The organism is Ferrigenium kumadai, assembly GCF_018324385.1.
Taxonomy (GTDB): domain Bacteria; phylum Pseudomonadota; class Gammaproteobacteria; order Burkholderiales; family Gallionellaceae; genus Gallionella; species Gallionella kumadai.
Window position 1 is genome coordinate 905,165 of the sequence record NZ_AP019536.1, and the last position, 17,950, is coordinate 923,114.

Below are 17,950 nucleotides of genomic sequence, written 5' to 3' on the forward strand. Positions count from 1 at the left end.
ATGGTATGATTCGCCCCTGATTCCGCCCTCGGGGCGGCTCCCCATTTGAACAATCGCAGTGATCGGTGAACAGATGAAAAGCAGTGAGATCCGCCAGAAATTCCTGGATTATTTCGCCTCCAAGGGCCATACCGTAGTTCCCTCCAGTTCGCTGGTTCCACATGAAGACCCGACGCTGTTGTTCACCAACGCGGGCATGAACCAGTTCAAGGACGTGTTCCTCGGCTTCGACAAGCGCCCCTACACGCGTGCCGCGTCTTCGCAGAAATGCGTGCGCGCCGGCGGCAAGCACAACGACCTCGAGAACGTCGGCTACACCGCGCGTCACCACACCTTCTTCGAGATGCTGGGTAACTTCAGCTTCGGCGACTACTTCAAGCGCGACGCGATCAAGTACGCGTGGGAGCTGCTGACTGAGGTGTTCAAACTGCCGAAAGAAAAGCTCTACGTCACCGTGTACGCCGAGGACGACGAGGCCTACGACATCTGGACCAAGGAGATGGGGTTGGAGCCGGGGCGCGTGATTCGCATCGGCGACAACAAGGGCGCGCGCTACGCATCCGACAACTTCTGGATGATGGGCGATACCGGCCCCTGCGGCCCCTGCACCGAGATCTTCTACGACCACGGCGAGCATATCCCCGGCGGCCTGCCCGGATCGCCCGAGGAAGACGGCGACCGCTACATCGAGATCTGGAACAACGTGTTCATGCAATTCAACCGCGACGAAGCGGGCGTGATGCATCCGCTGCCCAAGCCGTCGGTGGATACCGGCATGGGCTTGGAGCGCATCTCCGCTGTGTTGCAGGGCGTGCATGCCAACTACGAGATCGACCTGTTTCAGGCGCTGATCAAGGCGGCGGCGCGCGAGACGAACTGTGCCGACATGGATTCGCCGTCGCTGAAGGTGCTGGCCGACCACATCCGCGCCTGCTCCTTCCTGATCGCGGACGGCGTGATCCCCGGCAACGAGGGGCGCGGCTACGTGCTACGCCGCATCATCCGCCGCGCGATCCGCCACGGCTACAAGCTGGGCGCGCGCGCCGCATTCTTCCACAAGATGGTGCCGGACCTGGTCGAACAGATGGGCGCAGCCTACCCGGAATTGGCCGCCGCGCAGGTGCGCGTGATGGACATCCTCAAGCAGGAAGAAGAGCGCTTCTTCGCGACCATCGAGCATGGCATGGCGATCCTCGAAGCCGATCTGGCCGAGATGGACAAGGCTGGCGTGAAGGTCTTCAACGGCGAGACTGCATTCAAGCTGCACGACACCTACGGCTTCCCGCTGGACCTGACCGCGGACATCTGTCGCGAGCGCAATGTCTCGGTGGATGACGCCGCGTTCAATGCCGCGATGGCGCGCCAGAAGGAACAGGCGCGCGCGGCTGGCAAGTTCAAGATGGCAGCCAACCTCGAATACAACGGTCCGGCCACCACGTTCCACGGCTACGACACGCTGGAGCACAAGGGCAACATCCTTGCGCTGTATAAGGACGGTGTGTCGGTGAACGAACTGAACGAGGGCGACATCGGCGTGGTCGTGCTGGACGACACGCCGTTCTATGCCGAATCCGGTGGACAGGTGGGCGACTGCGGCGAACTGCGCAGCGTGCACGGCATCTTCGCCGTGGAGGATACGCAGAAGATACAGGCGACGGTATTCGGTCACCACGGCGTGGTGAAGACAGGCAAGCTGACCGTGGGCAACGGCGTCGCCGCGAAGGTGGATGTCGCGGCGCGCAGCCGCACCATGCGCAACCATTCGGCGACACACTTGATGCACAAGGCTTTGCGCGAAGTTTTGGGCACGCATGTGCAGCAGAAAGGCTCGCAGGTCGATGCCGACAAGACGCGCTTCGACTTCGTACACACGCAGCCGATGACGGATGTGGAGATTCGCCGCGTCGAGGCGATAGTCAATGCCGAGATTCTGGCGAATGCCGACTGTCAGGCGCGCGAGATGGCTATCGATGATGCACAGAAGACCGGAGCGATGATGCTGTTCGGCGAGAAATATGGCGACGTGGTGCGCGTGCTGAACATCGGTTCCTCCATCGAGTTGTGCGGCGGTACGCACGTGAAGCGCACCGGCGACATCGGCCTGTTCAAGATCGTCGCAGAGAGCGGCGTCGCAGCGGGCGTGCGCCGCGTCGAGGCCGTAACGGGCGAGGGCGCGTTGGCGCTGGTTCAGCAGCAGCAAGACCAGTTGCAATTGGTCGCCGATGCGGTGAAGGCTCAGCCGCAGGAAGCGGCGGCGCGCATCGCTCAGATTCTCGATAGCGTGAAGTCGCTGGAGAAGGAACTGGCCGCATTGAAGTCCAAGCTGGCTTCCGCCCAAGGCGACGAGCTGGTTGCGCAGGCGCAGGACATCAGTGGCGTGAAGGTGCTGGCAGCCAAGCTGGAGGGGGCGGATGCGGCGACCTTGCGCGAGACCATGGACAAGCTGAAGGACAAGCTCAAGTCTGCCGCAATCGTGCTGGCGGCGGTCGCCGACGGCAAGGTGTCGCTGGCTGCCGGCGTGACAGCGGACCTGACCGGCAAGGTCAAGGCGGGCGAACTGGTGAATTCGGTCGCCCAGCAGGTCGGCGGCAAGGGCGGCGGGAGGCCGGACATGGCGATGGCCGGCGGTACACAACCGGAACATCTGGATGCTGCGTTGGCCTCCGTTCCAGCCTGGGTCAAACAGAAACTGGGCTGATGGATGTCAGCCGCTGCATTGTCGTCAAATAGGTCTTTTTGAGGGGCGCTGATGCAAGGGAGTCGAAAGCACCACACGGTGCTGATGGTCGAGGATGACCCGTTGGAGATCGAACTGGCGCGCAATGCCGTCATCGAGTCTGGTCTCGAACTGGCGCTGGTGGTGCTGAAGGATGCCGATGCCGTGCTGGACTGGTTGTCTGACGGGACTGCGAAGAGCCAGCAGATGCCGCGCGTCATCCTCATCAACCTGAAGTTGCCCAAGCTGGATGGGCTGGCGATATTGCGCAAGTTGCGCATGCACTCGGCAACCAGCGATACCCCCATCGTTGCGTTCTCCGCGGAATACATCCAGGCCGAGGTGTTGATGAGCTATCGGGCCGGCGCGAACAGTTTCGTTGCCAAGCCGGCCGATCTGCATCAGTTCGGCGAATTTTTCCGTGAGCAGATTCCTTACTGGCTGGAACCGCGGCAGCGGAAGCTGGCTTTTGCAGCCGATGGACGCAGCTGATCTGCGTTGAAAGACGATGCAGAGGCAGTAGCCTTACGCCTCCTCCCACATTCCTGTCAGAACGGCAGCTGCAAGTGCGGCGCCGCCTGATTGAATATCCGGCGGAAGTCCCCCTGAATGCGTTGCAGTGCAGCTTCGCTGTCCGCCTCGAAGCGCAGTACGATCACCGGCGTGGTGTTGCTCGGGCGTGCCAAGCCGAAGCCGTCGGCGTATTCCACCCGTAACCCGTCCAGCGTGATGACTTCTTTCGCATCGGCGAACTGTGCGGTCTTTTGCAGCTGCGCGAGCAGTGCATGATTTTCGCCTTCGGCGGTGCGGATGTGCAGCTCGGGAGTGCAGACCGCATCGGGCAGGGTGTTCAGCGTGGCGCTTGGATCGGTTACCTTGCTCAGTATCTCCAGCAGGCGCGCGCCGCTGTATAGCCCGTCGTCGAAGCCGTACCAGCGCTCCTTGAAGAACACGTGCCCGCTCATCTCGCCCGCCAGCAGTGCACCGGTCTCGCGCATCTTCGCCTTCACCAGCGAGTGGCCGGTCTTCCATAGCGTCGGCCTGCCGCCGTGCGACCGTATCCAGTCGAACAGGTTGCGCGTGGACTTGATGTCGAAAATGATTTCCGCTCCGGGATTCCGGGAGAGTACGTCGGCCGCGAACAGCATCAGCTGGCGGTCGGGATAGATGATCTTGCCGTCCTTGGTGACCACGCCGAGGCGGTCGCCGTCGCCGTCGAAGGCGAGTCCCAGTTCGCTGTCGTTGCTGCGTAGCGCCTCGATCAGGTCTTCCAGATTGTGTGGATCGGAAGGATCGGGATGGTGGTTGGGGAAGTGACCGTCCACCTCGCAGTACATTTCTGTTACCTCACAACCCAGGCCGCGATATAGCTTTGCGGCGAAATCGCCCGCCACACCGTTGCCGCAATCCACGGTGATCTTCACCGGTCGTGCCAGCTTGATGTCGGATATGACGCGCGCCAGGTATTCCGGTGCGATGTCATATTGCGAGTAGCTGCCGCTGCCGTGCGTCAGATCGTTCTGCTCGATGCGTGACCGCAGTTTCTGGATTGTTTCGCCCGACAGGGTTTCTCCTGCAAGCACCATCTTCAGGCCGTTGTAATCCGGAGGATTGTGACTGCCGGTGATCATCACTGCGCAATCGGTTCTGAGCTGGAAGGCGGCGAAGTAGGTCATCGGTGTGGCGACCATGCCTACGTCGATGACGTTGATGCCGCTCTTCATGATGCCGCGCGCCAGTGCTTTTGTGAAATCCGGGCCGGACAGTCGTCCGTCGCGCCCGATGGCGATGGTGGATTGTTTGAGCGCCTTTGCCTCCGAACCGATGGCGTGGCCGACGGCTTCAACGATCTCGTCAGTCAGCGTCTTGCCGACGATGCCGCGGATGTCATAGGCTTTAAAGATTTCCTTCGGCAGCGATTGCGTATGCACGTCACTCCATCAGGGGTTGAAGTTCGTTCCATACGCGATCGGGCGTGAGCTGCACCATGCAGTCGAAATGCCCCAGCGGGCATTCACGCTTGAAGCAGGGGCTGCATACGAGGTCGAGCTTGAGCACGCGTGCCTTGTCCGACAGCGGCGGTGTGAACTGCGGGCTGCTGGAGCCGAACAGGGCGAGCATAGGTCGGTCCAGCGCAGCGGCGATATGCATCAGGCCGGAGTCGTTGCTGATGACCAGCTTTGCGCAGGAGAGCAGGGCGATGGCGTCGGCGAGGTCGGTGCGGCCGCACAGGTTGCGGCAATCCGGGTTTCCGAGGGCGACGATGTTGTCGCCGACCTCCTTGTCCTTGGGAGAGCCGACCAGCCATATTTCATAGCCTTGCAATGTCAGCCGTTGCGCGATCTCGGCGTAGTAGGCGACCGGCCAGCGCTTGGCGGGGCCATACTCCGCACCCGGACAGAACACCGCGACGGGTTTGTCCTGCGTCAGACCGAGCTTGCTTAGCGCGGCGTCGCGCTGTCCCGGGGAAACTGCAAGGCGCGGGTTCGTCAGCGGACGCGGGATTTCGCCATGCGCCCCCTCGGCCAGTTGCGCGAAGCGTTCCACCATCAGCGGCAGTTTCTGTTTGTCGAGCTTGCGCGCATCGTTGAGCAGCCCATAACGCATCTCTCCGACGAAGCCGGTGCGCACCGGGATGTGCGCGAAGAACGGCACGAGCGCGGACTTCAGCGAGTTGGGCAGCACGACGGCCTGGTCGTAGCGTGCCGCGCGCAATTCCTTGCCGATCCGGTAGCGTGCACCGAGTTGCAGCTTGCCATGCGGGAAGGGATTGGTGATGACCTCGTTGACTTCGGGCATCTGGCGAAGAAGTTTTTCCGTCCAGGGCGGCGCCAGCACGTCGATGCGGCAGCCCGGATGGCGCTGCGCGAGCCGCATCAGCATCGGCTGCATCAGCATGCAGTCGCCGACCCAGCTTGGAGCGATGACGAGGATTCTGGTCATGGGTAAGTTGTAGGATGGGTTGAGCGTAGCGATACCCAACAATAACGTGAATGAGATGGGTATCGCTGCGCTCAACCCATCCTACGTGTTAATGATGTCCTTTGGGCAATTCGCCCTTGAACTTGTAGAGCGTGCCGCAGTATGGGCAGCGCGCCTCGCCGCCGTGGTTGAGCGGGATGCCCACGCGGGGGTGGGCGTTCCACAGGCTCATGTTCGGCATCGGGCAGGTCAGCGGCAGGTCGTCCGCGGTGACTTCGATGTAACGCTGGGTGATGTCCTGTTTGCCCATGGCGCCCCCTTAAACGTAGTCCAGCCAATCGGCGTGTTGCGGATGTTTGCCCGCGACGCAGTCGAAGAAGGCCTGCTGCAGCTTGGTAGTGATCGGGCCGCGAGAACCGCTGCCGATGACGCGGGTATCCAGTTCGCGGATGGGGGTGACTTCCGCTGCCGTGCCGGTGAAGAAGGCTTCGTCGGCGCAATACACTTCGTCGCGCGTGATGCGTTTCTCGATCACTTCGAGGCCCATTTCCTTGGCCAGCGTGAGAATGGAGTCGCGCGTGATGCCTTCCAGGCAGGAAGTCAGGTCGGGGGTGTAGAGCTTGCCCTTCTTCACGATGAAGATGTTCTCACCCGCGCCCTCGGCCACGTAGCCGTCCACGTCCAGCAACAGTGCCTCGTCGTAGCCGTCATGCGCCACTTCCTGGTGCGCCAGGATGGAGTTGGTGTAGGTGCCCACCGATTTCGAGCGGCACATGTTGATGTTCACGTGATGGCGGGTGAAGCTCGAGGTCTTCACGCGGATGCCCTTCGCCATGCCTTCCTCGCCCAGATATGCGCCCCACGGCCACGCAGCCACGGCAACGTGTGTGCTGATGGCAGTGGCTGCGATGCCCATCGCTTCGGAACCGTAGAACACGATCGGGCGGATGTAGCAGGACTCCAGCTTGTTGGCGCGAACCACTTCGCGTTGCGCTTCCATCAGCGTTTCCTTGTCGAACGGCATCTTCATCTTGAAGATGTAAGCCGAATTGAACAGGCGGTCGGTGTGCTCGCGCAGACGGAAGATGGCCGTACCCTTGGCTGCCTTGTAGGCGCGCACGCCCTCGAACACGCCCATGCCGTAGTGCAGGGTGTGGGTCAGCACATGGGTGGTCGCGTCGCGCCAGGGCACGAGCTTGCCGTCATACCAGATAAAACCGTCGCGGTCGGACATCGACATAATGGAATTCCTTTGATGGGTCGGTTGCAAAAAGCAAATTCTAGCCTTTTCCGGCAGGTTTATGAAGCACGAAGCCAAAATTACCTAACATGCCTGATGTTTTAATGGTGAACGGTTCGGGTATGATTGAGCGCGATTAATCCCTGCGGAAGGATGCCAGACAAATGGTGGCGTTTCTGACCACTCCCGAAGAGCCGATGGATACACAGGAAGACAGGTTGCGCAAGCACCTGCTGGTGTTCGCCTGCGGATTCATGAATTTTGCGGTGGTACTGTGGCTCGCCATCTATTGGCTGATGGGGCTGCATTTTTCTACCAATGTGCCTTTGGGGTACCAGCTTGTCTCGGTAACTTCGCTGGTTTATTACCTCTGGACAAAGCGGTTCGAGGTGTTTCGCTTCATCCAGCTCAGCCTGTTCCTGTTCACACCTTTCGTGATGCAATGGAGCATCGGCAGCGCCGTCACTGCCAGCGGGGTGATGCTCTGGGCGCTGCTGGCGCCTATCAGTGCGCTGGTGGTGTCCGGCTGGCGTGATTCCATTCCCTGGTTTGTTGCCTACATCGTGATGACGGTGATCTCCGGCTTCTTCGATTTCTATCTCGCGACCGGAGGCAATGCGGGTGTGCCGATGAAGACCATCGGCTTATTCTTCGCGCTCAATTTCGCCGCGATGTCCTCCATTATCTACTTCCTGGTGCGTTACTTCGTCCTCGAGATGGACAAGATCAAGATGCAGCTTGACCTCCAGCACCAGTTGCTGGCTGAAGAACAAAAGAAGTCGGAGCGTGTGCTGCTCAATGTGCTGCCGAGTAGCATCGCGCAACGGTTGAAGGACCATCAGGGGGCAATTGCGGACGGCCATGCTGATGTGACGGTGATGTTCGCGGACCTGGTGAATTTCACACAGCTGACCGAGTCGCTTTCTCCCGAACAAATGGTCTCCCTGCTCAATACCATCTTCTCCGGTTTTGACGGGCTGAGCGAAAAACACGGTGTGGAAAAGATCAAGACCATCGGCGATGCCTACATGGTGGTCGGCGGGTTGAATCATGAAGGTACCGATTACACCCGCGATATCGCGGATCTGGCGCTGGAGATGCGCCAATACGTGAATACGCATCCGGAATTGGCCCGGTTCAAGCTCGGCATCCACATCGGGATAGCTACCGGGCCGGTGGTCGCCGGCGTGATCGGCACCAAGCGCTTTATCTATGACCTGTGGGGCGATACCGTGAACATCGCCAGCCGCCTGACCGACGAGGCGGTGCGGGACGTCATCCAGGTCGACAGGACCACTTACAACCGTATCAGGCACGACTACGCCTTCGAGCCGCCCGCCACCATCTTCGTTAAGGGCAAGGGCGAGATGGTGATGTACCGCCTGAACGGCTACGCCTCTCAGGAAGCATCTACCACCGTCTAAATTGCCTCGAAAAGCATCTTCCACAAATGACGGCAGGCGGTACTGTCGATCTCGCCCTGCTCGACGCGGCACGGCGAATGGTTGTTGAGTCGCATGCGGTGCTGGGTCTGGCGCAGCGTGCGGTATAGCGAGCGGACCTGTTCGGCGAGGCCGACTGGAATCAATTCAAGCTCGGCGGCCAGCTTGAGCAGCGCCAGGTTGCCGATGTTCGCGGTCAGTGACGGGTGCAGGTGGGCATGGGCCAGCACGAGATATTGCACCATGAACTCGATGTCCACCATGCCGCCGCGGTCGTGCTTGATGTCGAATAGTCCGCTGTCGTTGGGATGTCCGTCCATCATCTTCTGGCGCATCGCCAGTATCTCCTTGCGCAACGTCGACGGGTCGCGAGGTTGGCACAACACCTGTTTCCGGATTTCCTCGAACGCCGCGCCGACCAGTGTGTCGCCGGCGCTGAAGCGCGCGCGCGTCAATGCCTGATGCTCCCACACCCAGGCGCTTTGCCGCTGGTATTCCCCGAACGCTTCGACCGAGCTTACCAGCAAGCCGCTCGCGCCGTTCGGGCGCAGGCGCAGGTCGGTCTCGTACAAACGCCCGGATGAGGTATAGCTGCCCAGCATGGTGTTGATGCGCTGCGCCAGACGCGCATAGTTCTCCTGCGCGTCGGGGTGATCGTCGTCGTACAGGAAGATCAGGTCCAAGTCTGAGGCATAGCCCAGTTCCTTTCCGCCCAGCTTGCCATAGGCGATGATGGCGAAGCGCGCGTCGTCGCGGTGTTTCTTGCGTGCACCAGCCCAGGCCAGCCGCAGCACATGGCGCAGCATCAGGTCGGCGAGGTCGGAGAGATGGTCGCTGAGCTTTTCCAGCGGCAGCAGGCCTTGCAGGTCCATCGCCAACAGGTGGAAGGTCTGCTCCTGTTGTGCCTGTCGCAGTACGTCCAGCTGGCGTTCGGTATCTTCGCCGCAGTCGTCGAGGCGGGCCCTCAGGTCGTGGTCGATCTGCTGCCATTGCGGTGCACGGTACATCTCGCGGGCATCCAGCAGCTCGTCCAGCAGCGCCGGGTGTTGCATCAAATATTCTCCGGCCCAGCTGCTCGCGGCGATTAGTTTGGCCAGCAGCCGGAGCGACTGCGGATATTCGGCGAGGAAAGCGAGATAGGAGGCGCGGCGGCTGATGGTTTCCAGCAGGGCGAGCATGCGCGACAGCGTCTCGTCCGGATTGGACTGCTGGGCGCACAGGGCTACGAATTGCGGGACCAGTTTGTCCAGCCGTTGTCGGCTGACATCGGGCAATTGCCGATAGCGGTTGCCGGTGCGCAATTGCAGCAGGTGTTGCGCGCCGTCCGCAGCGGTACGGTAGCCGAGGCCGGAAAGGTGGGCGGTCAATTCATCGGCAGTGACGCCGTCGCGCCAGAGTTGTCCGTCGCCTTGGTCCCCATGTTGTGCGCCGAAAATCTGCTCGAACTGCTTGCCGACCAGCGCGCGATGGCGGTCGAGCTCCCGCAGCAGCGCGGGGTAGTCCGCATAGCCCATCGCGCGGGCGATGATCTCTTGATCTTCGGGCTTTTCCGGCAGTTCCTGAGTCTGCTGGTCGTCGAGATATTGCAGCCGGTGTTCGAGGTTGCGCAGGAAGATGTAAGCCGCATTGAGGTCTGCAACGACCTCTGGGTCGAACTGGCCGTTCTCAACCAGTGCCTGCAGTACGCGCTGGGTCGGACGGATGCGCAGTTTTGCATCGCGTCCGCCGCGGATCAGCTGGAACACCTGTGCGGCAAACTCGATCTCGCGGATGCCGCCGGGGCCAAGCTTGATGTTATTGATCCGGTCGCGGCGCTGCACTTCCTGGCGGATCTGCGCGTGCAGCTTGCGCATCGAGTCGATCGCGCCGAAGTCGAGGTATTTGCGGAATACGAACGGCTGTGCCAGCCGCATCAGCTCGTTGATCTGCGGATGTTCGGCGGGGGAGATGACGCGCGCCTTGATCCAGGCATAGCGTTCCCATTCGCGCCCCTGGCTGACTAGGTATTCCTCGAGCGCGGCGAAGCTCATCACCAGCGGGCCGCTGTCGCCGTAGGGGCGCAGCCGCATATCCACGCGGAACACATAACCGTCTGCGGTGAGTTCGTTGATCAGGTTGATCAGCTTGCGCCCCAGCCGGGTGAAGAATTCGTGGTTGCTCAAAGTACGCGGACCGTCGGTCTCGCCGTCCTCGGGGTAGACGAAGATCAGGTCGATGTCAGAGGAGACGTTCAGTTCGCCACCGCCCAGCTTGCCCATGCCGATCACCAGCAGTTCCTGGGGTGCCTTGTCTGATTCGCCGAGCGGCGTGCCGAATTGCCGTTGCAGGGCCTGCATCACACAGTGCTGCGCCTGTTGCACGCATACCTCGGCCAGTGCGGTCATCGCCTGCATCACCTCGTTCAGGTCGCACAATCCGTTGAGGTCGCGGAGGATCAGCTTGACCATTATCTGTTTGCGCAAGCGGCGCACGGCGCGCGACAGCTCGGCCTCGTCCTCAAGATTCAGGCCGGACTGTCGCAGGATGTCGAGCATTTCTGCGCGATCGCAGGGCAGGGCAAAATTTTCCTGCAACCAATTCTGCAATTGCTGGTCTGCTTCCAGCACGCGTTTGGCATAGCGGCTGCAATCCAGGGTCTTTTGCAGCAGTTCGGCGAAGGTTGCGGACGGCGAGTGTGAGGTATTCATTTCAAGTTAGAATGCGCGAGGTTTCCCGATTATAAGTCCCAGTCACAGATTCAGGCGCGGTTGCGCGGCACACTATCGATGTTGAACTCTCTTCCAGTGCGATTACTCTGGCACAGCCTGAACTGGCTGACGCGGCTGGCCATCGTCTCAGCGGCGGCGCTGGCCGTGCTGATCGCGATGTCCATCGTCGTGCTGCGCTACTGGGTGCTGCCGGATATCGAACAGCATCACGACAAGATCACGCTATCCCTGTCGCAGGCCATCGGCAATCCGGTGGTCATCGGCAAGATCACCGCCGACTGGCAGGGGCTGCGTCCGCGTCTGAGTTTCACCGATGTGCATATTCTGGACGAGCAGCGTCAGCCGGCCCTGGTGTTGTCGCGTATCGATAGCAGCGTGTCGTGGATGTCCTTGCTCACCGCCGAACTGCGCCTGGCGAGTCTGGAGGTAGACCGGCCGGAACTGCTGGTTCGGCGCGATGCTCAGGGGAAACTGTTCATCGGCGGCGTTGCGCTGTCACAGCAGGGGAGCAATAACGACCTGTCTGACTGGCTGCTGCACCAGTCGTACATGGTGGTGCGCGATGCGCTCATCGTCTGGGTGGACGAACAGCGCGATGCGCCGCCTCTGGTGTTGCGTCACGTCGAGTTGCATATCGAGAACGGTTTGTTCGACCGGCACCGCTTCGCCTTGCGTGCCTTGCCGCCCGCGGAATTGGCGACCCCGCTGGATGTGCGCGGCGATTTTCATGGGGAGAGCTTCGATGACCTGGCGGCGTGGCGCGGCCAGTTGTTTACGCAGCTCGACTACACCGACGTCACCGCCTGGCGGCCCTGGCTGGACTTGCCCGGCGAGTTCAGCCGCGGGCGCGGCGCGTTGCGAGGTTGGCTGGGTATAGAGGGCGGCAAGGTGGCGAAGGTCACTGCCGATCTGGATCTGCACGGCGTGGTCACCCGGCTGGCCGAAGACGTGCCTGAGATGGTTGTGCTGAAGCTGCGCGGCCGCGCCGCGTGGAAGTATGCGGCGGATGAGCTGGAGGTATCCACCCGGCGTCTGGCGATGCGGCTATACAACGGCATCGAACTCCAGCCGACCGATTTCTATTTCCGTACCGCACGCGCGAACGGGGAACGCCCCGCAAGCGGCGAGCTGCGCGCCAACCTGTTGCAGCTGGAAACTCTGGCGGCGTTGTCCAACTTCCTGCCGCTGGATGCAAGCTTGCGCGCCCGCCTGGAGGCCTATGCGCCGAGGGGACAGGTGAGCGGTCTTGATGCGCAATGGCAGGGGGCATTGGAAAAGCCGGACAGCTACCGGATCAAGGGCAGTTTCGACAGGCTTGCGCTGCGTCAGGTTGGGCGGATGCCGGGATTCTCCGGGCTGTCGATGGACGTTAATGGCAGCGAGACCAGCGGCAGGTTGCACATCAACTCGCGTCAGTTGGTGGTGGATGCGCCGGAAGCCCTGCGCGAGCCGCTGTTGTTCACCACCCTGACCGGGCAGGCGGGCTGGCAGCGCAAGCACGACGAGCTCCTGGTCACCGTCGACAACGTCGCGGTCACCAATGACGACCTGGCGGGCAACCTGTACGGCAGCTATCGGACGCAAGCCGGGACGCTGGGCATGCTCGACCTGACCGTGGCCCTGACTCGCGGCGATGTGCGCCGTGCGGCGCGTTACACGCCGCTGGTGGCGCTGGACCGAAAAGACAACGACTGGCTGAACGGCGCCTTGCTGGCGGGGCATACCGATGATTTTCGCGTGCGCGTCAAGGGCAACCTGAGCGATTTTCCGCTGCACGGGACCGAAGATGCGCTGCTGGAGATCGGTGGACATGCGAGCGGCGTGGTGCTGGAGTTCGACAAGCGTTGGCCGAAGGTCGACAACATCGACGGCGAATTCTGGATACGCGGTAACAAGCTGGAAGTGAAATCCGACTCCGCGACCATGCTGGGCGCGCGCCTGCATAACCTCACCGTCGCCATGCCGGATCTGATGAGCAAGGACCTGCCGCTGGAAATCCGGGGCGAGGCGGACGCGACTAGCGAAACTTTCCTGCGGTTCATTCAGCAGAGCCCTGTGCGCGGCTACATCTCCGGCTTTACCGACGGTATGCACGCCAGCGGCAATGGCCATCTCAATCTGTTCACGCGCATCCCTCTGCTGAGCGACAAGCCGGTGCAGGTGGCCGGTACGGTACGTGTACAGGATAACGATATCGACCTGGGCAAGGGCGTGCCGTGGCTGCGCAAGGCGCGCGGCGCGCTGTCGTTCACCGAGGCGGGGATGAAGTCTGAGGGCGTATCGGCGGAGATACTGGGCGGCAATGCAACCATCGACGTGCGGACGGCGGAAGGTGGCGTGGTGCATGCCAGTGCGCAAGGACGCGTCAATCTCGATGCCTTGCGCACCCGTGAACCGCATCCGCTGTTGAATTACCTGCGTGGCGGGGCGGCCTGGGATGCCAATATCGTGGTGGCGAAGAAATCGGCCCAGATGCAGATCAATTCCAGCCTGGTGGGCATCAACTCCACTTTGCCGCAGCCCTTTGCCAAGCGCGCCTTTGAGCCGATGCCGCTGCGCATGGAAAAGAACAATGTCACCGACGGCCAGGATGTCCTCACCGTACAGCTCGGCAAGCTGCTCAATGTCCGGCTGGCGCGGCGCGACGAGAACGGGGAGATGGTGGTCAAGCGTGGCGCAGTCAACTTCGGGGGACAGGGCCGTTGGCCGGATCAGGATGGCGTCTGGCTGCTGGGACGGTTGCCGGTGCTGTCGCTGGAAGGCTGGGGCGGACTGCTCGGTGCGGCTGGCGATACGACAGACGGCCTCCCGATCGCAGGGGCTGACCTGGTCGTCGACAAGGCGAGCGGTTTCGGGATGAATATCGATGATCTGCGCATCGCCGCCGACAGGCGTGGCGACGGCATCGTCGCGAGGCTGATCAGCGACGAGGTGAACGGCGAAGTGGAATGGCAGTCGCGCGGCGAAGGCAAGTTGACGGCACGCCTGCAGAACCTGACATGGAACGGGGACCGTAGCGTGCAAACCGCTCCGGAGAAATCGATGCCCATCTCGCCCGACAATCTGCCCGCGCTGCAGGTCGGCATCGAGAACCTGCAAGTGAAAGGCAAGCAGATCGGCCGCTTCGAACTGGTCGGCCATCCTGAGGGCAATGACTGGCGCCTGCGCCGGCTGCGCATCACCAACCCGGACGGTTCGCTCAGCGGCGATGGCGTCTGGCACGGCAGCGAGGCGAACGCGAGGACCAGCGTCAACCTGCTGCTGGATATCAGCGATGCCGGGAAGATACTGGCGCGCTCCGGCTATCCCAACACCGTCAAGGGCGGAAGCGGCAGGCTGGCTGCGAACCTGTCGTGGGCCGGCGCGCCGGATGAGTTTCACTATGCCACGCTGAGCGGCACGCTCAACCTGGATACCGGCAAGGGGCAGTTCCTCAAGATGGACCCCGGCATCGGCAAGCTGCTCGGCATCCTCAGTCTGCAAGCCCTGCCCAAGCGCATCACGCTGGATTTCAACGATGTGTTCAGCGACGGTTTCCAGTTCGACAGCATCAAGGGTAACGCCCAGGTCAGCAACGGCGTGCTCGACACTCAGGATCTGCGCCTCGACGGTTCGGCTGCGAAGGTGACCATGAAGGGCCGCGTGGACATGAATCGCGAGACCCAGGACCTGCGGGTGCGCATCCTGCCCGCGGTGGGGGACAGCGTGTCGCTGCTGGGTGCGTTTGCGGCGGGTCCGGCGGTGGGCGTCGGCGCCCTGCTGATGAACAAGGTGCTGGGCGAGCCGCTCGATAAGTTGGTGTCGTTTGAATACAATGTCAGCGGAACCTGGAGCGACCCCAAGGTGGTCAAAGTGGGTGAGGTTCCGGTCAAGCCAAAAGAAAGCAAGCCACAGTAAAGGTCATCATGTCCCAAGGTAATTCCACGCAACAAAGGATCGCCGCGCAGGCCAACGCATTCAAGGTCGCCGCCGTGCAGATGGCCTCCGGCCCCAATGTCGAGGGTAACCTGGCCGAGGCGCGCCGCCTCATCGCCAAGGCCGTCGAGCAGGGCGCGCGCCTGGTGGTGCTGCCGGAATTCTTCGCCATCATGGGCATGAACGAGCAGGACAAAGTAGCGGTGCGCGAGCAGCCGGGAGAGGGGAACGTCCATGCTTTCCTCAGCGAGACCGCGCGCCGGCACAAGATATGGCTGGTTGGCGGGTCCATCCCGCTGGCGGGCAATGCGCCGGAAAAGGTGCTGAACAGTTGCCTGGTGTTCGACGAACAGGGCGAGCAGGTGGCGCGCTATGACAAGATCCACCTGTTCAACCTGGAGCTGGGCAACGAGAGCTATAACGAGGCCAAAACCATCGAGCCGGGCAACCAGGTGGTGGTGATCGACAGCCCGTTCGGACGCATCGGCCTGGCAATCTGCTACGACCTGCGCTTTCCCGAGCTGTTCCGAGCGATGAAGGGCGTGGACATCATCGTGCTGCCCTCCGCATTCACCGAGACCACGGGCAAGATGCACTGGGAAGTGCTGGTGCGCGCCCGTGCCGTGGAGAATCTCGCTTATGTTGTCGCCGCTGCGCAGGGCGGTTATCACGTCAACGGCCGCGAGACGCACGGTAACAGCATGGTCGTCGATCCCTGGGGCAGGGTGCTGGACCGGCTTCCGCGCGGTTCCGGCGTGGTGATCGCCGACATCAACCCGTCATACCAGACCAGCCTGCGCAACAGCCTGCCCGCGCTGTCGCATCGCATCATCTACGGTTGCTAGGATGAATACCTTGAGCAAATCAAAGCAGTTCGACACACTCTTCGCCACGGCCCAGCGATCGCTGCTGCTGCCATATTCCATCGAGTCGCGCCATATCGAGCAGGTGTTCGCCAGCATGATGGCTCACCGCCTCGACTATGCCGACCTGTATTTCCAGTACAGCCGCGCCGAGAGCTGGGCGCTGGAAGAAGGCATCGTCAAGTCCGGAAGTTTCCACATCGACCAGGGGGTGGGTGTGCGCGCGGTGAGCGGCGACAAGACCGCCTTCGCCTACTCCGACGATATCAGTCTGAACGCGCTGGAGAGCGCGGCTAAGGCCACGCGTGCCATCGCGCGCCAAGGCGGCACGCAATCCGTTCCGGCCATGCACCACGGTTCGCGGCGTGCGATCTACCTGCCGCACGACCCCATCGCCAGCCTGAAGGACGCCGACAAGGTCGCATTGCTCGAGCGCGTCGAACGTTATGCGCGCGACCTCGATCCGCGCGTCACCCAGGTGATGGCCAGCCTTGCCGGAGAATATGAAGTGGTGATGGTGGCTCGCAACGACGGCCTGCTGAACGCCGATATCCGCCCGCTGGTGCGCCTGTCGGTGCAGGTCATCGTCGAGAGTGACGGCCGGCGCGAGCAGGGTTCGGCCGGCGGCGGCGGGCGCTTCGACTACGCCTATTTCGACGACGGGATGCTGCGCGACTACGCTGCCAAAGCGGTGCATCAGGCCGTGGTCAACCTTGATGCCGCCCCCGCTCCGGCGGGCGAGATGACCGTGGTGCTGGGCAACGGCTGGCCGGGCATCCTGCTGCACGAGGCCATCGGCCACGGGCTCGAAGGCGACTTCAACCGCAAGGGCAGTTCGGCGTTCTCCGGGCGGGTCGGCGAACGCGTCGCGGCACCGGGCGTCACCGTGGTGGATGACGGCACCATCGCGTCGCGTCGCGGCTCGTTGCAGATGGACGATGAAGGCAACCCGACGCAATGCACCACGCTGATCGAGAACGGCATCCTCAAGGGGTATCTCCAGGACACCATGAACGCGCGGCTGATGGGCGTGCCGGTCACGGGCAACGCGCGGCGCGAATCCTACGCGCACCTGCCGATGCCGCGCATGACCAACACCATGATGCTGAACGGCGACAAGACGCCCGAGGAGATCATCGCCTCGGTCAAGCACGGACTGTATGCGGTGAATTTCGGCGGCGGCCAGGTTGATATCACCAGCGGCAAGTTCGTGTTCTCCACCACCGAGGCCTATATGATCGAGGACGGCAAGGTCACGCATCCGGTGAAGGGCGCGACGCTGATCGGCAACGGTCCCGACGCGCTGACTCGCATCTCCATGATAGGCAACGACCTTGCGCTCGATCCCGGTGTCGGTACCTGCGGCAAGGAGGGCCAGAGCGTCCCAGTGGGCGTGGGCCAGCCGACGGTGCGCATCGACGGACTGACCGTGGGTGGTACGGCATAGGCGTTGCTTGCCTCCTGCCGCAAAGTCAGGTGTGCTGCTAGCGTGCCAGCAGCAAGAATGCAATCAGAACGATCAGTGCGATCAATGCGATAAGTGCGAGCGAGGGAAGAGATTCCCTCCAAGTCAGTTTGGGTTCTTTCGACTTGGCGCTTATTCTGAGCGTCGAGTCGCGCTCATCGCGAAGTTTTCCGTGCTTGAATTTCATTATATTGATCTCCTTGTGTACCGGTGATTCTAAATCAAGGACACGTTAATTTAGACAGCCAACCCAAAATCTGTTCGGCCTACTTCATCGCAAGATGTCGCGCCGTGATGTAATCCCGCGTGTTGACGTGCCGGACGAACCAGTCGGCGAGGCCGGCTTCGATGTAGTCCAGCAGGTTCGCCATGTCTCCCTCCTGCCGCCATTGCGCGATGCGTTCCGAAAAATCCGCCAGCGCGCGGTCGTGATCACGCTTGTGTGCTGCGCTGGGCGGAAACTGTGCGGTTTCCATGGCCCGTTCTTCCCTGGCGAACTGTTGCTGTATGTGTTGCAGCAATTCGCCCAGTTGCGCGGCTATGTCCGCGTCGGGCGCCTGCCGGTCGAACAGGTCGAGTACCGCTTCGCGCAGTTCGATGAAGCGGGTGTGGTCGAACAGGTTGGCGATGTCGTGCTGGCTGGTCATGGTTTCCTTTCTCTGTCCAGTTGAGCGGCGCG

13 protein-coding genes are annotated in these 17,950 nt (G+C 61.9%); 6 read left to right on the forward strand and 7 right to left on the reverse strand.

Annotated features, from left to right (window positions below):
• Window positions 1-73 precede the first annotated feature (73 nt).
• Both alaS and FGKAn22_RS04345 read left to right on the forward strand, forming a co-directional pair.
• Entirely contained in the window at window positions 74-2,698 is a 2,625-nt protein-coding gene (gene alaS, locus FGKAn22_RS04340) for an alanine--tRNA ligase (RefSeq protein WP_212786756.1), read from the forward strand.
• Window positions 2,699-2,749: 51 nt separating this feature from the next.
• On the forward strand, window positions 2,750-3,208 hold the full coding sequence (locus tag FGKAn22_RS04345) for a response regulator (protein WP_212786757.1): 459 nt from the start codon (window positions 2,750-2,752) through the stop codon (window positions 3,206-3,208).
• Between the two features lie 56 nt (window positions 3,209-3,264).
• Here the strand turns inward: FGKAn22_RS04345 and FGKAn22_RS04350 are convergent, their stop codons facing one another.
• From FGKAn22_RS04350 to FGKAn22_RS04365, 4 genes are all read right to left on the reverse strand, one after another.
• Window positions 3,265-4,647, reverse strand: a complete 1,383-nt coding sequence (locus FGKAn22_RS04350; RefSeq protein WP_212786758.1) for a phosphomannomutase/phosphoglucomutase — start codon at window positions 4,645-4,647, stop codon at window positions 3,265-3,267.
• A 1-nt stretch (window position 4,648) separates the two neighbouring features.
• Window positions 4,649-5,659, reverse strand: coding sequence for a lipopolysaccharide heptosyltransferase II (gene waaF, locus FGKAn22_RS04355; RefSeq protein WP_212786759.1), 1,011 nt, complete (start codon window positions 5,657-5,659; stop codon window positions 4,649-4,651).
• Between the two features lie 88 nt (window positions 5,660-5,747).
• Complete coding sequence (locus FGKAn22_RS04360; RefSeq protein ID WP_212786760.1) at window positions 5,748-5,948, reverse strand: zinc-finger domain-containing protein; 201 nt, start codon at window positions 5,946-5,948, stop codon at window positions 5,748-5,750.
• A gap of 9 nt (window positions 5,949-5,957) precedes the next feature.
• The gene (locus FGKAn22_RS04365; protein ID WP_212786761.1) at window positions 5,958-6,878 is read right to left on the reverse strand and encodes a branched-chain amino acid transaminase; all 921 of its coding nucleotides are present in this window, start codon (window positions 6,876-6,878) and stop codon (window positions 5,958-5,960) included.
• Window positions 6,879-7,042: 164 nt separating this feature from the next.
• Between FGKAn22_RS04365 and FGKAn22_RS04370 the strand changes: the two genes are divergently transcribed.
• Window positions 7,043-8,302, forward strand: coding sequence for an adenylate/guanylate cyclase domain-containing protein (locus FGKAn22_RS04370; protein ID WP_212786762.1), 1,260 nt, complete (start codon window positions 7,043-7,045; stop codon window positions 8,300-8,302).
• Here the strand turns inward: FGKAn22_RS04370 and glnE are convergent.
• Window positions 8,299-11,007 (reverse strand): bifunctional [glutamate--ammonia ligase]-adenylyl-L-tyrosine phosphorylase/[glutamate--ammonia-ligase] adenylyltransferase, encoded by a 2,709-nt coding sequence (gene glnE, locus FGKAn22_RS04375; protein ID WP_212786763.1) that lies wholly within the window; start codon window positions 11,005-11,007, stop codon window positions 8,299-8,301. The two genes, FGKAn22_RS04370 and glnE, sit on opposite strands and share 4 nt — an antisense overlap.
• 96 nt (window positions 11,008-11,103) lie before the next feature.
• On the opposite strand from glnE, the gene FGKAn22_RS04380 reads away from it, so the two are divergent.
• From FGKAn22_RS04380 to tldD, 3 genes are read left to right on the forward strand one after another with little or no spacing between them, the layout of a single operon-like run.
• The gene (locus FGKAn22_RS04380; protein ID WP_212786764.1) at window positions 11,104-14,925 is read left to right on the forward strand and encodes a YhdP family protein; all 3,822 of its coding nucleotides are present in this window, start codon (window positions 11,104-11,106) and stop codon (window positions 14,923-14,925) included.
• Window positions 14,926-14,933: 8 nt separating this feature from the next.
• Window positions 14,934-15,788: a carbon-nitrogen hydrolase family protein gene (locus FGKAn22_RS04385; RefSeq protein ID WP_212786765.1), complete on the forward strand. Its 855-nt coding sequence runs from the start codon at window positions 14,934-14,936 to the stop codon at window positions 15,786-15,788.
• A 10-nt stretch (window positions 15,789-15,798) separates the two neighbouring features.
• Window positions 15,799-17,253, forward strand: a complete 1,455-nt coding sequence (tldD, locus tag FGKAn22_RS04390) for a metalloprotease TldD (protein ID WP_425513851.1) — start codon at window positions 15,799-15,801, stop codon at window positions 17,251-17,253.
• A gap of 37 nt (window positions 17,254-17,290) precedes the next feature.
• Here the strand turns inward: tldD and FGKAn22_RS04395 are convergent, their stop codons facing one another.
• Complete coding sequence (locus FGKAn22_RS04395) at window positions 17,291-17,458, reverse strand: hypothetical protein (RefSeq protein WP_212786767.1); 168 nt, start codon at window positions 17,456-17,458, stop codon at window positions 17,291-17,293.
• A 79-nt stretch (window positions 17,459-17,537) separates the two neighbouring features.
• Complete coding sequence (locus FGKAn22_RS04400) at window positions 17,538-17,918, reverse strand: bacteriohemerythrin (RefSeq protein WP_212786768.1); 381 nt, start codon at window positions 17,916-17,918, stop codon at window positions 17,538-17,540.
• Window positions 17,919-17,950: the final 32 nt, after the last annotated feature.

Coding starts and splice junctions, on each gene's coding strand:
- alaS (WP_212786756.1), top strand. CDS start 74: ATGAAAAGCAGTGAGATCCGCCAGAAATTCCTGGATTATTTCGCCTCC.
- FGKAn22_RS04345 (WP_212786757.1), top strand. CDS start 2,750: ATGCAAGGGAGTCGAAAGCACCACACGGTGCTGATGGTCGAGGATGAC.
- waaF (WP_212786759.1), bottom strand. CDS start 5,659: ATGACCAGAATCCTCGTCATCGCTCCAAGCTGGGTCGGCGACTGCATG.
- glnE (WP_212786763.1), bottom strand. CDS start 11,007: ATGAATACCTCACACTCGCCGTCCGCAACCTTCGCCGAACTGCTGCAA.
- FGKAn22_RS04370 (WP_212786762.1), top strand. CDS start 7,043: ATGGTGGCGTTTCTGACCACTCCCGAAGAGCCGATGGATACACAGGAA.
- FGKAn22_RS04365 (WP_212786761.1), bottom strand. CDS start 6,878: ATGTCGATGTCCGACCGCGACGGTTTTATCTGGTATGACGGCAAGCTC.
- FGKAn22_RS04360 (WP_212786760.1), bottom strand. CDS start 5,948: ATGGGCAAACAGGACATCACCCAGCGTTACATCGAAGTCACCGCGGAC.
- FGKAn22_RS04400 (WP_212786768.1), bottom strand. CDS start 17,918: ATGACCAGCCAGCACGACATCGCCAACCTGTTCGACCACACCCGCTTC.
- FGKAn22_RS04385 (WP_212786765.1), top strand. CDS start 14,934: ATGTCCCAAGGTAATTCCACGCAACAAAGGATCGCCGCGCAGGCCAAC.
- FGKAn22_RS04395 (WP_212786767.1), bottom strand. CDS start 17,458: ATGAAATTCAAGCACGGAAAACTTCGCGATGAGCGCGACTCGACGCTC.